This is a genomic window from Amycolatopsis sp. NPDC051071, assembly GCF_040682875.1.
In the GTDB taxonomy this organism is placed as follows: Bacteria; Actinomycetota; Actinomycetes; order Mycobacteriales; family Pseudonocardiaceae; genus Amycolatopsis.
On sequence record NZ_JBFBBY010000160.1, the window covers coordinates 1 to 16,254 of the forward strand.

Genomic DNA, 16,254 nt, shown 5'->3' on the forward strand with positions numbered 1-16,254 from the left:
TTGGTGACTGGAGTTCTGTGGTGTGCTGTTCTGATCTAAGGAAGGGGGCCTTCATGTACTTCCGTGAGGTGTCGTGCCCCCAATGTGGCATTGGGGACACCCAACGTCCCCAATGCCACATTGGGGGCGCGCTCACCCGGGCGTGCCCCTCACTAGCCCAAAGCACTCACGCACCCGCAGTTCAGTGGTGCGCGGCCAGGAAGCGGTCGATCAGTTCGCTGATCGGCTCGACGTCCTCCTCGAGCGCGAAATGCCCGGTGTCGAAGAAGTGCACCTCCGCCGAGGGAACATCGTTCCGGAACGCTTCGGCGCCCGCCGGGACGAAGAACTGGTCGTTCCGCCCCCACACCGCGAGTACGGGCGGCTGCGTTTCCCGAAGCCACGCCTGGAACTTCGGGTACACGGGCGGGTTGTTCCGGTAGTCCCACAACAGATCCCGCATCGCCGTTTCCCTCCCCGGACGGTCGAGGAAGTACCGGTCCAGCAGGTAGTTCGACGGATCGATCGTCTCCGGATCGCGGGCGCCTTCGGTGTACTGCCACTTGATCTGCTCCAGCCCGAGGATTTCCGAGAACCCTTGCCGGGCCTCGGTTTCGTCGGTCAGGGAAGCGAAGTCCGGCATTGCCGGGCCGAGTCCTTCGACGTAGGCGTTGCCGTTCTGCGTGATCAGCGCCGTGATCTGGGACGGCCGCGCGACCGCCAGCCGCAGGCCCGCCGGGGCACCGAAATCGAAGACGTAGAGCGCGTAGCGCCGTAGTTCCAGTGCGTCGACGAAGTCACCGAGCACCTCGCTTAGCCGGTCGAAAGTGAATGCGAAACCTTCGGGTGTGACGGTCTGCCCGAATCCGGGCAGGTCCGGGGCGATGAGCCGCCAGTTCCCGGCGAGACGCCGCATCAGCCGGACGAACTGGTGCGACGACGTCGGGAAGCCGTGCAGCAACAGCAGGACGGGCGCGTCGGGATCGCCGGCCTCGCGATAGAAGACGTCGACGTCGCCGAGTCGGATGGTGTGGTGCCGGATCGTCGCCATGAGCACTCCCTAATGGTTCAAACTGTCTGGAACCATTAGTACATGATAGTGTCAAGGCATGCTCGATCTGGACTCGCTTCCCGGAGACGACCTCGCGGTGAACCTCGCCGACACCGTCCTGCTGGCCGTGTCGCCGCCGGTCGACCTGCTCGACGACGGGCACGACCGGTTCTGGGTGGCGCAGGCGTCTCGGCTGCCCGAAGGCACGCGGCCGCCTTCGCCCGAGCGGACGAGGCGGCTGCGTTCGGCCGTGCGTGAGGTGTTCGAGGCGGCCGTGGCCGCGCGTGAGCCCGAGACGTGGGCGGTCGAGCGGGTCAACGCCGCGGCGGCCGCCGTCCCGACCAGCCCTCGGCTCACCGCGGAGGGCATCGAGACGGACTGGCACGGCGAGGACGGCGGCGAGATCGCTCTCGCCGCCGTCGCGGTGGCCGCGATCGACCTCGTGTCCGGGCCGCGTGCCGCGCTGCTGAGGCGCTGCGGCGCGCACGACTGCTCGATGCTGTTCGTGGCGGCCAACAGCAGGCGTGTCTGGTGCACCCCGTCGCTGTGCGGCAACCGTGTCCGGGTCGCCCGCCACGCGAAAAAAGGCTGACCCGGACCCGCCGCCGCCCTCAACGGGCAGGCCGCGCCTGACTGCTACAACTCGAGCAGCATCCGGCTGTTGCCCAGGGTGTTGGGCTTCACATACGGCAGGTCGAGGAACTCGGCGACCCCCGGATCCGCCGAGCGCCGCATCTCTTCGTAGACCTCCTGCGTCACCGGCGTCCCGTCGATCTCGACGAAGCCGTGCCCGGAGAAGAAATGGGTCTCGAAGGTCAGCACGAACAGCCGCTTCAGCCCGATCTCGCGCGCGAAGTCGATCAGCTGCCCCACCAGCGCGTGCCCGATGCCGCGGCCCCGGCTGGTCTTGTCGACCGCGATGGTCCGCAGCTCACCGATGTCCTCCCACAGCACGTGGAGGGCACCGCAGCCGAGGATGTCGTCCCCGTCTTCGACGACCCAGAACTCCTGGACGCTCTCGTAGAGGGTGACGAGCTCCTTCTCCAGCAGCACGGTCCCCGCGTCGGAGTCGACCAGTGCCTTGATCTTGCGGACGTCCGCGATCCGCGCCCGGCGAACGATCGGGCGGCCGCGCAGGAGCGGTTCGAGGGGGTCTGACAGCACATCCACCATTAAGCCATCCATGAAGCCATGATCGGCCGACGGCTCGCCCGAGCAAGCGATCGCCGACCCCGGGAGCAGGCCAGCTACCCTAAGGCACGTGTCTTCTCCCACCACTGATCCTGTCGCCACCCGTCGCGTATCCTTGCTGACCCTCGGTTGCGCCCGCAACGAGGTCGATTCCGAGGAACTCGCCGGACGGCTGGCGGCGGGCGGCTGGGAGCTCGCCGCCGAGCCCGAGGACTCCGACGTCGTCGTCGTCAACACCTGCGGCTTCGTCGAATCCGCCAAGAAGGATTCGGTCGACACCCTGCTCGCCGCGTCCGACACCGGCAAGAAGGTCGTCGCCGTCGGCTGCATGGCCGAGCGCTACGGCAACGAGCTGGCCGAGAGCCTGCCCGAGGCCGACGCGGTATTGGGTTTCGACCACTACGCCGACCTCGCCGCGCGTCTCGACGACGTCGTCGCGGGCCGCAAGGTCGAGTCCCACACCCCGTCCGACCGCCGCAAACTGCTGCCGATCAGCCCGGTCCAGCGCCCGACGGCCGCCGAATCGGTCGAGGTGCCCGGGCACGCGCAGCGCGGCTGGGGCCCGCGTGTGCTGCGGACCCGGCTCGACACCTCCCCGGTGGCCGCGCTGAAGATCGCCTCCGGCTGCGACCGCCGCTGCTCGTTCTGCGCGATCCCGTCGTTCCGGGGTTCGTTCGTGTCCCGGCAACCGGACGAGATCGTCGCCGAGGCGATGTGGCTCGCGGAGAACGGCGTCAAGGAGGTCTTCCTCGTCTCGGAGAACTCCACCTCCTACGGCAAGGACTTCGGCCGCGACGGCGCTCGCGCGCTGGAACTGCTGGTACCGCGACTGGCGGAGGTGCCCGGCATCGAGCGCGTCCGCGTCTCCTACCTGCAGCCCGCCGAGACACGCCCCGGCCTGGTCAAGGCCATCGCGACGACGCCGGGTGTCGCCGACTACTTCGACCTGTCCTTCCAGCACTCCAGCGAGACCGTGCTGCGCCGCATGCGCCGCTTCGGTTCGACGGACTCGTTCCTCGCGCTGACCGACCAGATCCGCGAGTACTCGCCGAACGCGGGCATCCGCACCAACGTCATCGTCGGGTTCCCCGGCGAGACCGAGGAAGACGTCGCCGAGCTGGAGCGCTTCCTGACCGGCGCGAGGCTGGACGCGGTCGGCGTCTTCGGCTACTCGGACGAGGACGGCACCGAAGCCGAGACCTTCGACGGCAAACTCGACGAGTCCGTGGTCAACGAACGGGTCTCGCGGATCTCCGCGCTGGTCGAGGAGCTGACGTCGCAGCGTGCCGAAGATCGCATCGGTGACTTCGTCGAGGTGCTGATCGAGCAGGTCGAAGAGGGCGAGGACCCGATCGGCCGCGCCGCGCACCAGGCCCCCGAGGTCGACGGCGAATGCGTCCTGATCGAGACGGACGACCTGCCCGCACTGTCCGTCGGCGACTTCGTGCGCTGCGAGGTCGTCGACTCCGAGGGTGTCGACCTGATCGTGCGGCCCGCGCCGCCCGAGGCCGACCGGTGAATGCCGCCCCGAGTGACGCCGGCGCGGATGAGGGCACGGGTGGTGAGCCGGCCAGGGTCCCCGACGCCACCCCGGTCCCGACCCTGAACATCGCGAACCTGCTCACGATGTCGCGGCTGGTACTGGTGCCGCTGTTCATCATGGCGTTGTTCGCCGGCGACGGGTCGGACACGTTCTGGCGCGCGATCGCCACCGCGCTCTTCGCGATCGCGTCGTTCACCGATCAGGTCGACGGCTGGGTCGCGCGCAAGTACGGGCTGATCACCGACTTCGGCAAGATCGCCGACCCGATCGCGGACAAGACGCTGATCGGTGCCGCGCTGGTCGGGCTGAGTGTGCTCGGCGAACTGGGCTGGTGGGTGACCATCGTCATCGCGATCCGGGAGATCGGCGTGACGTTGCTGCGGTTCTGGGTGATCCGGCACGGCGTCATCCCCGCCAGCCGGGGCGGCAAGGCGAAGACCCTCACCCAGGTCGCGGCCATCACCGCGTACCTGCTGCCCCTGCCGGAGGCCGCCGAGCCGGTCCGGTGGGTGCTGATGGGGCTCGCGTTGGTGCTGACCGTCGTCACCGGGCTCGACTATGTCGTGCGCGCGGTGCGGCTGAGGGCCGCCGGACGGCGCGCGGCGGGCGCATGACCATCACGGAAGGTGAGATGTTGGTCACTCACCTGATAGAGCGAGGGGAGACGGTGGCGACCGCCGAGTCGCTCACCGCCGGACTGGTCTGCGCGACGCTGGCCGAGGTCCCTGGATCGAGTGCTGTTCTCCGCGGCGGCCTGATCGTCTACGCCACCGATCTGAAGGCCTCGCTCGCCGGAGTCGACGAAGACCTCCTCGCCACCCACGGTGCCGTGCATCCCGAGGTCGCGGCGCAATTGGCCACCGGCGCGATGGATCGCTGCGGCGCCACCTGGGGCCTCGGCCTGACCGGTGTCGCGGGGCCGGCGGGGCAGGACGGCGTCGCACCCGGCACCGTCCACGTCGGTCTCGCCGGGCCGGGTGTGCTCACCGTCCGTACGCTGCGCTTGAGCGGTGATCGAGCCTCGGTCAGGGGCGGCGCCGTCGACGGCGCGTTCGCCCTGCTGGGGGAACATCTCGGATGATCGCCGCGTTCGCCCTTGGCGTATTGCCGTGTCAACACCTGCGCCCGGGGCACCGCTCTGGGTAACGTAGGGGGCAGTCAGTCCTGGAAGGGAGGCGCGTGATGACCGTGCTGTTGCGCGAGGCGATCGGCGACCGGCTCCGACACGCCCGCACGAACCAGCGTCGAACGCTGCGGGACATCTCCCGTGCCGCCAGGGTGAGCCTCGGTTACCTGTCCGAGGTCGAGCGGGGGCAGAAGGAGGCGTCCAGCGAGCTGCTGGCGTCCATTTGCGAGGCCCTGGAACTTCCGCTGGGTGAACTCCTGCACAAGGTCGCCGCCGACGTCTCGGCGATCGACAACGTCGAGGTCGCCCCGGTGGACGAGAAGGTCGAGGCCGGGAAGCGGCGGGCCCCCGAGCGCGAGAGCGGCGAGGCGGGCGGGCTCGAAGGAGGCCGCCTGGTGTCCGAGCTGATCGGCAACGACCTGGCCGATCTGCGGATTTCGCCGCCACCGCGGATGAGTCCGACGCTGCGGACGACGATTTCCGCACCGAAGATGGTCGCCGCCTAGTAGCCGTGACGCGAGAGGCCCCAGGCGGACTGCCTGGGGCCTCTCGCGTTTCCCGGGTCAGCTCGCGCTGTCGAACGTGCCTGCCTGGTAGGAACCGCCCTTGGTGTGCGTGATCACGAGCAGCCGGTTGGCGGCGTTGATCATGGCGACCAGGTAGATCAGCGCGGCGATCTGGTCGTCGTCGTAGTGTTCGCGCACCCGCGACCAGGTCTCGTCCGAGACACCCTGATGCGCGTCGGCGAGCCGGCTGCCCTCCTCGGCGAGTGCCAGTGCGGCGCGCTCGGCCTCGGTGAACACGGTGGACTCGCGCCACGCGGCCACCAGGTTGACCCGGACCGCGGGTTCGCCGGCGACCGCCAGGTCCTTGGCGTGCGCGTCGACGCAGAAACCGCAGCCGTTGAGCTGGCTCGCGCGCAGCGACACCAGTTCCTGGGTGACCTTCGGCAGGGCCGACCCCTTGATGGCCAAGCTGACGTTGGCGAACCGCTTGCCGATCTTGGCGCCGAGGTCGTTGCTGTTCAGATCGAATCGGGCATCCATGACTTCGTCCTCATTCATGATCGTGGGCAGAACCGAACGACCACCAGACGCCGCCGGTCCGGCCTCGCTGACACCACGGGAACGTGACGTACGCCATGCCCGCGAGGTGTCAGGAACCGGCGGGGACCGGTGTCTGGTGAGAGACACGTCCGAGAAGGAAGAGGAGCCCATGCCCGACGAGAGCAGGGACCCCGCCACCGAGGCGTTCGTCGCCCACCGCAATCTGCTGTTCACCGTCGCCTACGAGATGCTCGGGTCGGCCGCCGACGCGGAGGACGTGCTTCAGGAGACCTGGCTGCGCTGGGCGGGTGTCGATCTCTCCGTCGTGGAGAACCAGCGCGCCTACCTGGTCCGGATCACGACCCGGCAGGCACTCGGCAGGCTGCGCACCCTCGGCCGCCGCAAGGAGTCCTACGTCGGCCCTTGGCTGCCCGAACCGCTGCTCACCACGCCCGACGTGGCCGAGGACGTCGAACTGGCCGACAGCGTTTCGATGGCGATGCTGCTGGTGCTGGAGACCCTCGCGCCGACCGAACGGGTGGTGTTCGTGCTGCGTGAGGTGTTCGACGTGGCCTACGGCGAGATCGCCGAAGCCGTCGGCAAGACCCCGGCCGCCGTCCACCAGATCGCCCATCGGGCCAGGGCGCATGTCGCCGCTCGCCGTCCGCGCGGTGCCACTTCCCCCGCCGAGAGCCGGGGCGTGCTCGACGCGTTCCACCGTGCCGTCCGAACGGGTGACCTGCAGGGACTGCTCGACGTCCTCGCGCCGGACGTCGTCTTCCTCGGCGACGGCGGCGGAGTGGCGCAGGCCGCGCTGGAACCCGTGGTGGGGGCCGCCCTGGTCGCCCCGCTGCTGGCCGCGAGCCGTCCGATCCAGGACGAGGCGGCGACACTGCGCCCGGCGCAGGTCAACGGCCACCCCGCGCTGATCCTCTGGCTCGGCGGAGAGGTCGACACCGTCGTGGCGCTGCGTGTCGAAAATGGCCTCATCACCGGGCTCTACGCCGTGCGCAACCCTGAGAAGCTCTCGCGGATGGAGCGGACGACCCCTTTGCGCCGCTGAGTTCCGGCCCGTCTTCACCCTGGGTCACCGGCCGGCGAACCCGAAAGGTCGCGGACATCACAGTCAGGGGGATCCCTGAATTCCGTCGGGGTCGCCTGGAACGCGGGACGCCGACCTGACACGATGGAACTCAACGCCGGGGTCGGGACGTTGCAACATCACAGAGGGGACGCCCCACCTCGAGGTAACAGCCCGTGGGATGCGAGAAGGCAGGCGGAGGAGATGGCCAACCCGTTCGTGAAGTTCTGGAAGTACATGATGGCGGCGTTCTCGTCGAAGATCGACGAGCACGCCGACCCGAAGGTACAGATCCAGCAGGCCATCGAGGAGGCACAGCGCAACCACCAGGCGCTGACCCAGCAGGCCGCCTCGGTGATCGGTAATCAGCGGCAGCTGGAGATGAAGCTGAACCGCCAGCTCGGCGACGTGGAGAAGCTGCAGGCTTCGACCCGCCAGGCGCTGGTGCTCGCCGACGAGGCGCGCGCCAAGGGCGACGAGCAGAAGGCGACCGAGTTCGAGAACGCGGCGGAAAGCTTCGCCGCGCAGCTCGTCACCGCCGAGCAGAGCATCGAGGACCTGAAGACCCTGCACGATCAGTCGCTTCAGGCGGCCGCGCAGGCGAAGAAGGCCGTCGAGCGCAACGCGACCATGTTGCAGCAGAAGCTGGCCGAGCGCACCAAGCTGCTCTCGCAGCTGGAGCAGGCGAAGATGCAGGAGCAGGTCTCCGCTTCGCTGAACCAGATGAGCCAGCTGGCCGCGCCGGGCAACACCCCGTCACTGGAAGACGTTCGCGACAAGATCGAGAAGCGCTACACCACGGCGCTCGGCTCGGCCGAACTCGCACAGAACTCCGTACAGGGCCGGATGATGGAAGTCCAGGCGTCGACGACGCAGCTCGCGGGACACTCGCGTTTGGAGCAGATTCGCGCTTCCATGAAGGGTGACTCCGTCGCGCAGGTGACCGACGGCAAGACCGCCGCCGCGCCGAAGGCGTCCGGCGGCGCGGACATCCAGCGTGAGATCCAGGCTCGGGTTCAGGCCGAACAGGGCAAGAACCCCGCCTGACACACCACCTAGAGCCGGTCCCGCGCCCCCGCGCGGGCGCGGGACCGGTCTCATCCGACTGAGGGGCGAGGGCAATGGGCCAGGGCAGGCGCAAGGACTTCGGGGAGTTCACCGCCAAGCTGGAGAAGCACATCGAGAAGCTGCCCGACTACGCCCAGAAGGCGCAGGAGAAGCTTCAGCGCTACATCCCACCCTCCGAGCAGGGCTCCCGGCCCGCCACCCCGGCCGCGCCCCGGCCACCGCGGCCGCGTCCGCAAATGCCGCAGATGCCCGCCATGCCGAAGATCTCGCAGCAACTGACGTCGATGACGACCGGCCAGATCCCGGTGGTGGCCGAGGCGAAGGCGAAATGGGCCCGCTGGAACGAGCCGGCCGCGAAACTGGAGCGCCGCAAACGCCGGACGTCCCGGGCGATGACCTTCTGGATCCTCCTCACCATCCTTTGCGGGCTTTTCGCCGTCGTCGCGGGCACCGGCCTGCTGAAGGACGGCCAGGCCGAAGTCTTCCAGGCCATCGCGGCCAGTGCGTTCACCATCGTCTTCGGCACTTTCGGCGTCCGTTCAGGCCTGCGGCTGCGGGGCCTCAACCGCACCGTGCTGCCTGCCGCGCCCGCCGCCCCGCCGCCGCTGCCTTCGGCGCGGTCCGTCGCGCGGGCGCCGATGGAGCGTCTCGTCGAGAGCGAGGCTTCGCTGGCGGAGCTGCTTCACCAGCTTTCGCAGCCGACGTCGCTCGGCACCATGCCCGTGTCGGAGATCGCCGTCGCGGACGCCCGGACCACCGCCGCGGAGGCGGCACAGGCGCTGCGCGGGCTGGCAGGCCGGATCCAGGCCATCGAACGCGGCCGTGACTCCGCACCCGAGCGGGAACGGGGCGCGCTCGACGCCGCCATCACGCAGCTGCGCGAGCAGCTCGACGACGGCGTCGACGGCTACGGCGGTCTCGTCGCGGCCGCCGGGCACACCGTCGCCGCGAGCTCGGACGGGATGACGTCGTCCAAGGAGTCGCTGTCCGACGCGACCGACAAGCTCGCCGGACTGGCCATGGCCCTGCGCGAGCTCTCCTGAGTATTCCTGGACCATCGTCCCATTCGTCGTCGCTAATACTCCAGTGCGTAACGACTTGCTCACTGTGCGATACCGAAACGTTCGCGTAACCCGAAACCGCTGGTTACGGCACCTCGCGATGCCTAACGTTTGTCTCATGCACGTAGTGCTTTTCCCGGCTCGGGCCTGAACCCAGCCCGCGTGAGCGGGCGTCCCAGGGTGGCGGACCGGACACAGTGGATCTCGCGCAGTGGTCTTTCTCGTCCCCGCCGAGGAAAGGACGCCCAGTGACGACACTCATCCCGGAACCAGAGTCGATCCCGGCCCCGCCTCCCAGCTCCTACCAACGCGTCAAAGCCGCCTACGACCGGATTTCCGAGGTCGACCGGCCCGATGTCTGGATCATCCTCCGCGCCTTGGAAGACGTGCTGGTCGACGCGAAAGCGGTCGACGAACGCGTCCGCGCCGGAACGGATCTTCCGCTCGCCGGAACCCTGGTGGCGGTCGCCGACGTCCTCGATGTCGCCGGTCTTCCCACGGCCGGCGAGGAAGTCTGCTGTAGTGACGCCCCCGCGGTGTCCCGGCTGGCCGCCGCCGGCGCGGTGGTGGTCGGCAAGACCAACTGCGACCGGTACGGCAGCGATCTCGAAAACACCCACAGCCCGTACGGCGCGGTGAGCGCCGCGCTGAACACCGCCCGGGTCTCCGGGAGCGCGAGCAGCGGGGCGGCCGTGGCCGTCGCGCTGGGCCTCGTCGATCTGGCGGTCGGCACGGACACCGGGGGTGCGGGCCGCGTGCCTGCCTCACTCAACGGGATCGTCGGGATGAAGCCGACACTGGGCCTGGTGCCGAAGACGGGGGCCGCCCCGTGTGGTGGCGTCGCCTTGTTCGCCCGCAGCCTGACGCTGGGCCAGCGGGCGCTGGGCCTGATGACCGGACCCGACGGGGTCGACCCGCTCGCGCGTGACTGGCCCCCTGACGTCCGGCTCGCCGCCGGGGACCGGCCACGGGTCGCGATCCCTGGCTCCGACACGCTCACCGCGCTTTCGCTTCCTTCCCGGTCCGCCTTCCTCGGCGCGGTGTCGGCGCTGCGCGCGTCCGGGGCCGTGGTGCGGACGGTGGAGGTGTCCGCGCTGCTGTCGATGGGCGATCTGATCCACGACGACGGTTTCACCGCCGACAGGCAGCGGGTCGCCGAAGCCGGAATGCTCGCGCTGCGCCTGCTTTCCGACTACGACGCCCTCGTCCTGCCGACGGTCGCCGATCATCCGGAGCTGGCCGAGGCGCTGTCCGATCCGGACGGCGTCGCCAGGCGGCTGGAGACGTTCACGGCGTTCGTCAACCTGCTCGACCTCGCCGCGATCACGGTGCCGTCGTCGACGTCGGATCTCGGGCCGTACGGGGTTTCGGTGGTGGTGCGGCCGTTCGACGACCAGGTCGCCATCGACCTCGCCGCGGTGCTCACCGATGAGCAGGCCGATCTTCCTTATCCCGCACCGGGTGCGGACCTCGTGGTGTTCGGCGCGCATCTGCGTGGGCAGCCGCTGAACGAGCGGCTGGTCACCGCCGGGGCCCGGTTCACCGGGCCGGTCCAGACGGGCGAGGGCTACCGGATGCTGTTGCTGCCGACCGAACCGCCGCAGCCGGGGGTGGTACCGGCGAGCGCCATGGGCGAGCACACCATGCTCTCCGGTGAACGCTGGCGGCTTTCACCGGCCGCTCTCGGCGCTTTCGCGGCCACCCTGCCCGCCCCGTTCGTGCTCGGGAGGATCCGCCTTGACAACGGGGAGACACCCCTGGCCGTGCTTTGTGACCAGGCGGCCACCGCGACGGCGACCGAGCTGACGCGGTACCAGTGCTGGCGTGCCTACCTGAGGTTCGTCAGTACGGCCGGGCCGCGAGACCTCGGGCGACCCGCTTGACCAGACCGGGACCGTGCAGGGCGAAACCGGTGTAGAGCTGGACGAGACCGGCGCCGGCGTCGAGCATCCGTGCGGCGGCGCCGGCGTCGAAGATCCCGCCGACGCCGATGATCGGCAGCTTGCCGCCGGTCTCGTCATGCACGAACCGCACCACTTCGACCGACCGCGCGGTCAGCGGGCGACCGGAAAGCCCGCCCGCCTGCTCGCCGACGGCGGCTTCGGCCGGGGCGATCCCCTCGCGGGACAGGGTCGTGTTGGTCGCGATCAGCCCGGCGACGCCGTGTTCGAGGCAGACCTCCAGCAGTTCCGCGAGCGCTTCGCCGGTGAGGTCGGGGGCGACCTTCACCAGCACCGGCGTCGGCTTGGCGTCACCCGCGAGTTCGGTGGAGGTCTTCCGGAGTTCGCCGAGCAGTTCGGCCAGCGCGGTTTTGTCCTGCAGTGCCCGCAGTCCTGGCGTGTTCGGCGAACTGACGTTGATCGCGAAGTAGTCGGCGTACGGGTACAGCGCCCGCAAGGAGAACCGGTAGTCCTCGACGGCCTCGTCCAGCGGCGTCACCTTGGACTTGCCGATGCTGACGCCGAGCGGCACCGGCGGTTTCCCGCCCGCGGCGAGCCGGGTGGCGAGCGCTTCGGCGCCTTCGTTGTTGAAGCCCATCCGGTTGATCACCGCGTCGGTCTCGGCGAGGGTGAACAACCGCGGCTTGTCGTTGCCCGGCTGGGGATGCCGGGTGACCGTGCCGACCTCGACGAACCCGAAACCGAGCGCGGGCCACGCGTGCGGTGCGCGCCCGTTCTTGTCCATCCCGGCGGCGAGGCCGACCCGGTTCGGGAAGCGGAGACCGAGGAAGGTGACCGGATCGTCCGTCCGGTAGACGCGGCCGAGCGCGCCGAGCGCGGGGGCGAACCGGCTCAGCTTCGCGAGCGAGGCGATGGTGCGTTCGTGCACGGTTTCGGGGTCGCCGCCGGAGACCCGGTACAGCGTGGGGCGGACGATCTTGTCGAAGAACACGCGCCCATCATGCCTGGTGGGATCCAGCCGCGTTCACCGGTGAGTGGCCAGCACCGCCGTGAGGCCCTCTCGCAGATCTTTGACGAAATACTCGGGAACCTCCAGTGACGGGAAATGCCCCCCTGCTTCGGGCGACCGCCATCGGACGATCTGCCGGTACCGCTCCTGTGCCCACGCACGCGGATACTTCTCGATGTCGCGGGGATACATGGTGATCGCAGACGGGACGTCGACCCGGAGTTCGGGATCGAGCGAGTTGTGGCTTTCGTAGTAAATGCGGGCCGCCGACGCGCCGGTCCGCGTCAGCCAGTACAGGGTGACGTCGTCGAGAATCCGGTCCCTGGAAATGGTCTCGAACGGGCTGTCTTCGGTATCCGACCACTCGGCGAACTTGTCGAGGATCCAGGCGAGCAGCCCGACCGGCGAGTCGACGAGCGAGTAGCCGATGGTCTGCGGCCGGGTCGCCTGCTGCTTCGCGTACGCCGCGCGGTGGTGCCAGAAATCGTGGGTTTCCTCGGTCCACTCGCGTTCGGCCGCCGTCAGCCCGTCCGTCGTCAACCCGGGCGGTCCCTCCGCGAACGTGGTGTGGATGCCGAGAACATGCTCCGGGAACCTGCCGCCGAGAACCGTGGTGATATTGCCACCCCAGTCGCCGCCGTGGGCCAAGAACCTGCGGTAGCCGAGCCTTCCCATCAGTTCCACCCACGCGGCCGCGATCTTTTCGGTTCCCCACCCGGTGGTGTCCGGTTTGTCGCTGTAACCGAAGCCCGGAAGCGACGGGACCACGACGTGGAACGCCGGCGTGTCCGTGTCTTTCGGATCCGCCAGCTCGTCCACCACATCGATGAACTCGGCGATACTGCCCGGCCAGCCGTGCGTCAGGATCAGAGGTGTGGCCTCCGCACGCGTGGATCGGCGATGCAGGAAGTGGATTCCCAGGCCGTCGATGGTCGTGCGGAACTGGCCGATCCCGGCAAGGCGCGCTTCGAACGCCCGCCAGTCGTACCCCGTACGCCAGTAGTGCACGACCTCGACGAGGTCGGCGAGCGGAACGCCCTGCTCCCAGCGGCGAGGGCCGGGCGAGGCGCCATAGACCGTCTCGGCCTCCGGTAGCCGCGCCGCGGCCAATCTCGCACGCAGATCGTCGAGGTCGGCGTCAGTCGCGTGGGCTTCGAAGGCTTGTACGTCGCTGGGCATGGGACCTCCTGATGATCGCGAACCGGCTAAGATGGTTCTAACAGGTTTTCAGGCCGGCGTGCAACCGGCTAAGGTGGTTCCATGCCTGCTGGGTTGCCTGACTTCCGCCTCGGTAACGTGCTGGCGACCAGCTTCACGGCGACTTTGACGGAGCGTCATGGCGACCCTGTGGAGCGCATTCCCGCACCGCACCGGCTCGTCGACTGGCTGGCGGTGTACGGCCTCGCCGTGGACTCCTGCACCCCCGCCCAGCTCGACCTCGCCCGGGAGCTGAGGGAGTCGATTCACGCCGCCGCGACAGCGGCCGCGATCGGGGACGCTCTCCCCGCGTCCGCTGTCCAAGTCATCAATGACCGCAGCGTTCAGGGCCGGGCCGCAGCGATCCTGACGCCCGAGGGTGAGCGGCAATGGCGGCTCAACCCGGCTTCCCGCGTGGAGGACGCCCTCAGCGTGATCGCCGCCGACGCGATCAGCATCATCGCGGGCGAACGAGACGGAAAATTGGCCTTGTGCGCATCACCGACCTGTCAAGCCGCCTTCTTCGACACCAGCCAAAGCCGCACCCGCAGATGGTGTGACATGAACACGTGCGGGAACCGTGAGAAGAAGGCGCGTTTCAAGGCGGGGCAACGCAAAAACCCCAGTTCAGGGGAGTGACCGTCACCTCGACGCAGCCGCGTTGTGTTCGTGCGTGCTGCGGTCGGCGGCTCAGGCGCCCCTCCGGCTCCGGGGTGACAGGAACTGTCACCTACCGCGTGCCAGCTCGGCGGAGCGACCGCGGCTAGCGGCTCGCCTTCCATTCGTCTTCGAGCATCGCGAAGACGAGTTCGTCACACCACTCGCCCTTCACGATCTCGTTCTCCCGCAGATGCGCTTCCTTGCGCATCCCGAGGCGTTCCATCAGCGCGGACGACGCCGTGTTGCGGCCGTCGCAACGGCCGATGATCCGGTGCAGGCCGAGGTCTTCGAAGCCGAGCCGCAGCAGTTCGACGGCGGCCTCCGCGGCGAACCCCTTGCCATGGTGATCGGGATGGAACACGAACCCGATCTCGCCCTGGCGGTGTTCACTGCTGAGGTATTCGAGGTTCAGGTCGCCGATCAGCTGCCCGGTCCCGGTCAGCTCCACGGCGATGGCCAGGAACTGGCCTTCTTGGGACAGAGTGCTGCTGTGCACCCGTTTCGCGAGTGCGGCGGCGGATTCGGCCCGGCTGCGCGGGCTCCAGTACAGATACCGGGCGACGTCGGCGCGGGACTGGAAGGAGTTGAGTTCGTCGAGATCATCCGCGGTGAAGGCGCGGAGGGTCAGGCGCGGGGTGGTGATCGGGAAGTCGGGCCTCAACATGGCGTCAGGTTATCCAGTCGGCGGGGTTCCTGGCAGTGGAACAGCGGCGGATGGGGTCTCCGGCTCGCCGGGCGGTCTTTTCGGCCGCGCAAAGGGAGGAATGGCCCGGAAATAGGGGAACCCCGAGGTGACTCCCGGACGCCGGTGACGGCGTCCGGGCCCGAGCCGGACCGGTGCTCGGGAACCTCGGGGGCCCGGTGACTGCCTGGTATTTGCTATCAGGCACCACGCGAAGCAGGCGATGACGAGCCGAAGGTGGCTCCAACTTGCGTTGTATCGCTGCCGATGAGTCCTACGCGTGCCGTCCGCTAGCGGACAGTCACCTCACGAGTCCTGTTGCTATACAACTTTGGACCACCTCCTCTCTCGTGTACCGCCACGCTATGCGAGGGGTTCGGCGTCCTGCAACAAGATTTCTTCGATCTCCGTCAGCAGGACGCTCTTGTCCGCCGACGGCAGAAAAGACGCCTCGACGGCGTTCTTCGCGAACCGGGCGATTTCGGTCGCGTTCAGGCCCAATGTTTCGGCGACGGCCAGGTACTCGCCGTCGAGGGTGGCACCGAACATCGGCGGGTCGTCGGTGTTGAGCGTGACCACCACTCCGTGGTCGAGGAGCCGTCGCACCGGATGTGCCTCGATCGAGGGAAACTGTCCTGTCCGGACATTCGAGGTCGGGCAGACCTCCAGCGGGATTCGTTGTACGGCTAGGTACTCCAGTAAGGCCGGATCGGTGTACGCGCCGACGCCGTGGCCGATCCGTTCGGCGCCCAGGTCGTGTATCGCCGACCAGACGGTGGCCGGGCCGGTGGTCTCGCCCGCGTGCGGGACGCTGTGCAGCCCTGCCTCCCGGGCGCTCGTGAAGAACGGCACGAACTGCGCGCGGCCGACGCCGACCTCGGGCCCGCCGAGCCCGAACGACACCAGTCCCTCCGGGCGTTCGCGGAGCGCGAACACGGCCGTTTCGCGGCCCGCGACGATCCCTTTCTCGCCGGGAATGTCGAAGCACCACGCCAGTTCGACGCCGTGCCCGGCCATTGCTTCGGCACGCCCGGTGGTGAGACCGGTGAGGAGGGCATCGGAGGACATGCCGTCCAGGACGTGGTTGTACGGCGTCACGGTCACCTCGGCGTAGCGCGCGTTCTGCGCGGCGAGGTCGGCCGCCAGCCCGGTGACGAGGGTGTGGATGTCGCGGGCGTCGCGCACCAGTGACGTCACCGCCAGGTAGTTGCGCAGGAAATGCGGGAAGTCACGGAAGGTGAAGAACTCGGCGAGCGCTTCGGGCTCGGTCGGCACGCCCGCGGCCGGGCGTCGGCGGGCCAGTTCCAGCACCGTCGGCAGGCTCGCCGAGCCGACCAGGTGGACGTGCAGTTCGACCTTGGGCAGGGCGTGCACGAACGCGCGCAGCGCCTCACCCGTGAGGATTCCGGGCATGACAAAGCTCCCTGGCGAAGAAGTGAAGGGTGACGTGCGGGGAGAGCGGACGACTCAGGGAGCGAGGTCGCCGCGTTCGGTGTCGGCCCCGTAGAGCGGGAGCTTGAACAGCGTCACGAGGCCAGTCTAGGGCGTGTCTGGCAAATCTCGTTCGCGGTCTTCGCGCCCAGGCGGCCCCTGGCGGCGTGGGCGCTCGTGAAGAACGGCACGAACTGCGCGCGGCCGACGCCGACCTCGGGCCCGCCG

General features: G+C 68.9%; 17 protein-coding genes. 10 read left to right on the forward strand and 7 right to left on the reverse strand.

The window, feature by feature from the left end; all coding sequences use genetic code 11:
• Positions 1 to 181 precede the first annotated feature (181 nt).
• Entirely contained in the window at positions 182 to 1,030 is an 849-nt protein-coding gene (locus AB0M65_RS33670; RefSeq protein ID WP_364036947.1) for an alpha/beta hydrolase, read from the reverse strand.
• A gap of 58 nt (positions 1,031 to 1,088) precedes the next feature.
• Between AB0M65_RS33670 and AB0M65_RS33675 the strand changes: the two genes are divergently transcribed.
• Positions 1,089 to 1,622 carry a CGNR zinc finger domain-containing protein gene (locus tag AB0M65_RS33675; RefSeq protein WP_364036950.1) on the forward strand — a complete coding sequence of 178 codons (534 nt, stop codon included), beginning with the start codon at positions 1,089 to 1,091 and terminating at the stop codon, positions 1,620 to 1,622.
• 44 nt (positions 1,623 to 1,666) lie between these two features.
• On the opposite strand, the gene AB0M65_RS33680 is transcribed toward AB0M65_RS33675, so the two are convergent.
• Positions 1,667 to 2,203: an amino-acid N-acetyltransferase gene (locus AB0M65_RS33680; RefSeq protein ID WP_364036994.1), complete on the reverse strand. Its 537-nt coding sequence runs from the start codon at positions 2,201 to 2,203 to the stop codon at positions 1,667 to 1,669.
• 88 nt (positions 2,204 to 2,291) lie between these two features.
• Between AB0M65_RS33680 and rimO the strand changes: the two genes are divergently transcribed.
• From rimO to AB0M65_RS33700, 4 genes are all read left to right on the forward strand, one after another.
• The gene (gene rimO, locus AB0M65_RS33685) at positions 2,292 to 3,740 is read left to right on the forward strand and encodes a 30S ribosomal protein S12 methylthiotransferase RimO (RefSeq protein WP_364036953.1); all 1,449 of its coding nucleotides are present in this window, start codon (positions 2,292 to 2,294) and stop codon (positions 3,738 to 3,740) included.
• Entirely contained in the window at positions 3,737 to 4,378 is a 642-nt protein-coding gene (pgsA, locus tag AB0M65_RS33690) for a CDP-diacylglycerol--glycerol-3-phosphate 3-phosphatidyltransferase (RefSeq protein ID WP_364036956.1), read from the forward strand. Before rimO ends, pgsA begins: the two co-directional genes overlap by 4 nt.
• Positions 4,375 to 4,845: a CinA family protein gene (locus AB0M65_RS33695; RefSeq protein WP_364036958.1), complete on the forward strand. Its 471-nt coding sequence runs from the start codon at positions 4,375 to 4,377 to the stop codon at positions 4,843 to 4,845. The genes pgsA and AB0M65_RS33695 overlap by 4 nt, the downstream gene beginning before the upstream one ends.
• 101 nt (positions 4,846 to 4,946) lie before the next feature.
• Positions 4,947 to 5,396, forward strand: a complete 450-nt coding sequence (locus AB0M65_RS33700; RefSeq protein WP_364036961.1) for a helix-turn-helix transcriptional regulator — start codon at positions 4,947 to 4,949, stop codon at positions 5,394 to 5,396.
• Between the two features lie 57 nt (positions 5,397 to 5,453).
• On the opposite strand, the gene AB0M65_RS33705 is transcribed toward AB0M65_RS33700, so the two are convergent.
• Positions 5,454 to 5,936 (reverse strand): carboxymuconolactone decarboxylase family protein, encoded by a 483-nt coding sequence (locus tag AB0M65_RS33705; RefSeq protein ID WP_364036964.1) that lies wholly within the window; start codon positions 5,934 to 5,936, stop codon positions 5,454 to 5,456.
• A 169-nt stretch (positions 5,937 to 6,105) separates the two neighbouring features.
• On the opposite strand from AB0M65_RS33705, the gene AB0M65_RS33710 reads away from it, so the two are divergent.
• The 4 genes from AB0M65_RS33710 to AB0M65_RS33725 all read left to right on the forward strand — a co-directional run bounded on the left by AB0M65_RS33710 (position 6,106) and on the right by AB0M65_RS33725 (position 11,029).
• Positions 6,106 to 6,999 (forward strand): RNA polymerase sigma-70 factor, encoded by an 894-nt coding sequence (locus AB0M65_RS33710; RefSeq protein ID WP_364036967.1) that lies wholly within the window; start codon positions 6,106 to 6,108, stop codon positions 6,997 to 6,999.
• 222 nt (positions 7,000 to 7,221) lie between these two features.
• A complete protein-coding gene (locus AB0M65_RS33715) occupies positions 7,222 to 8,064 on the forward strand; it encodes a PspA/IM30 family protein (RefSeq protein WP_364036970.1) in 843 nt (280 codons plus the stop codon).
• Positions 8,065 to 8,138: 74 nt separating this feature from the next.
• Entirely contained in the window at positions 8,139 to 9,128 is a 990-nt protein-coding gene (locus tag AB0M65_RS33720) for a hypothetical protein (protein WP_364036973.1), read from the forward strand.
• A 266-nt stretch (positions 9,129 to 9,394) separates the two neighbouring features.
• Positions 9,395 to 11,029 carry an amidase family protein gene (locus AB0M65_RS33725; protein WP_364036976.1) on the forward strand — a complete coding sequence of 545 codons (1,635 nt, stop codon included), beginning with the start codon at positions 9,395 to 9,397 and terminating at the stop codon, positions 11,027 to 11,029.
• Here the strand turns inward: AB0M65_RS33725 and AB0M65_RS33730 are convergent.
• Both AB0M65_RS33730 and AB0M65_RS33735 read right to left on the reverse strand, forming a co-directional pair.
• The gene (locus tag AB0M65_RS33730; RefSeq protein WP_364036979.1) at positions 10,989 to 12,038 is read right to left on the reverse strand and encodes a quinone-dependent dihydroorotate dehydrogenase; all 1,050 of its coding nucleotides are present in this window, start codon (positions 12,036 to 12,038) and stop codon (positions 10,989 to 10,991) included. The two genes, AB0M65_RS33725 and AB0M65_RS33730, sit on opposite strands and share 41 nt — an antisense overlap.
• A 33-nt stretch (positions 12,039 to 12,071) precedes the next feature.
• Positions 12,072 to 13,235, reverse strand: coding sequence for an epoxide hydrolase (locus AB0M65_RS33735; RefSeq protein ID WP_364036982.1), 1,164 nt, complete (start codon positions 13,233 to 13,235; stop codon positions 12,072 to 12,074).
• An 81-nt stretch (positions 13,236 to 13,316) separates the two neighbouring features.
• Here AB0M65_RS33735 and AB0M65_RS33740 point away from each other — a divergent pair, with 81 nt between their 5' ends.
• Positions 13,317 to 13,892: a CGNR zinc finger domain-containing protein gene (locus AB0M65_RS33740; protein ID WP_364036985.1), complete on the forward strand. Its 576-nt coding sequence runs from the start codon at positions 13,317 to 13,319 to the stop codon at positions 13,890 to 13,892.
• A 124-nt stretch (positions 13,893 to 14,016) separates the two neighbouring features.
• Here AB0M65_RS33740 and AB0M65_RS33745 read toward each other — a convergent pair whose 3' ends face one another.
• A complete protein-coding gene (locus AB0M65_RS33745) occupies positions 14,017 to 14,577 on the reverse strand; it encodes a GNAT family protein (protein ID WP_364036988.1) in 561 nt (186 codons plus the stop codon).
• Positions 14,578 to 14,958: 381 nt separating this feature from the next.
• Complete coding sequence (gene add, locus AB0M65_RS33750) at positions 14,959 to 16,008, reverse strand: adenosine deaminase (protein ID WP_364036991.1); 1,050 nt, start codon at positions 16,006 to 16,008, stop codon at positions 14,959 to 14,961.
• Between the last annotated feature and the right edge of the window lie 246 nt (positions 16,009 to 16,254).

Coding starts and splice junctions, on each gene's coding strand:
- AB0M65_RS33670 (WP_364036947.1), bottom strand. CDS start 1,030: ATGGCGACGATCCGGCACCACACCATCCGACTCGGCGACGTCGACGTC.
- AB0M65_RS33675 (WP_364036950.1), top strand. CDS start 1,089: ATGCTCGATCTGGACTCGCTTCCCGGAGACGACCTCGCGGTGAACCTC.
- AB0M65_RS33680 (WP_364036994.1), bottom strand. CDS start 2,203: ATGGTGGATGTGCTGTCAGACCCCCTCGAACCGCTCCTGCGCGGCCGC.
- AB0M65_RS33695 (WP_364036958.1), top strand. CDS start 4,375: ATGACCATCACGGAAGGTGAGATGTTGGTCACTCACCTGATAGAGCGA.
- AB0M65_RS33700 (WP_364036961.1), top strand. CDS start 4,947: ATGACCGTGCTGTTGCGCGAGGCGATCGGCGACCGGCTCCGACACGCC.
- AB0M65_RS33705 (WP_364036964.1), bottom strand. CDS start 5,936: ATGGATGCCCGATTCGATCTGAACAGCAACGACCTCGGCGCCAAGATC.
- AB0M65_RS33710 (WP_364036967.1), top strand. CDS start 6,106: ATGCCCGACGAGAGCAGGGACCCCGCCACCGAGGCGTTCGTCGCCCAC.
- AB0M65_RS33715 (WP_364036970.1), top strand. CDS start 7,222: ATGGCCAACCCGTTCGTGAAGTTCTGGAAGTACATGATGGCGGCGTTC.
- AB0M65_RS33720 (WP_364036973.1), top strand. CDS start 8,139: ATGGGCCAGGGCAGGCGCAAGGACTTCGGGGAGTTCACCGCCAAGCTG.
- AB0M65_RS33735 (WP_364036982.1), bottom strand. CDS start 13,235: ATGCCCAGCGACGTACAAGCCTTCGAAGCCCACGCGACTGACGCCGAC.
- AB0M65_RS33740 (WP_364036985.1), top strand. CDS start 13,317: ATGCCTGCTGGGTTGCCTGACTTCCGCCTCGGTAACGTGCTGGCGACC.
- AB0M65_RS33745 (WP_364036988.1), bottom strand. CDS start 14,577: ATGTTGAGGCCCGACTTCCCGATCACCACCCCGCGCCTGACCCTCCGC.
- add (WP_364036991.1), bottom strand. CDS start 16,008: ATGCCCGGAATCCTCACGGGTGAGGCGCTGCGCGCGTTCGTGCACGCC.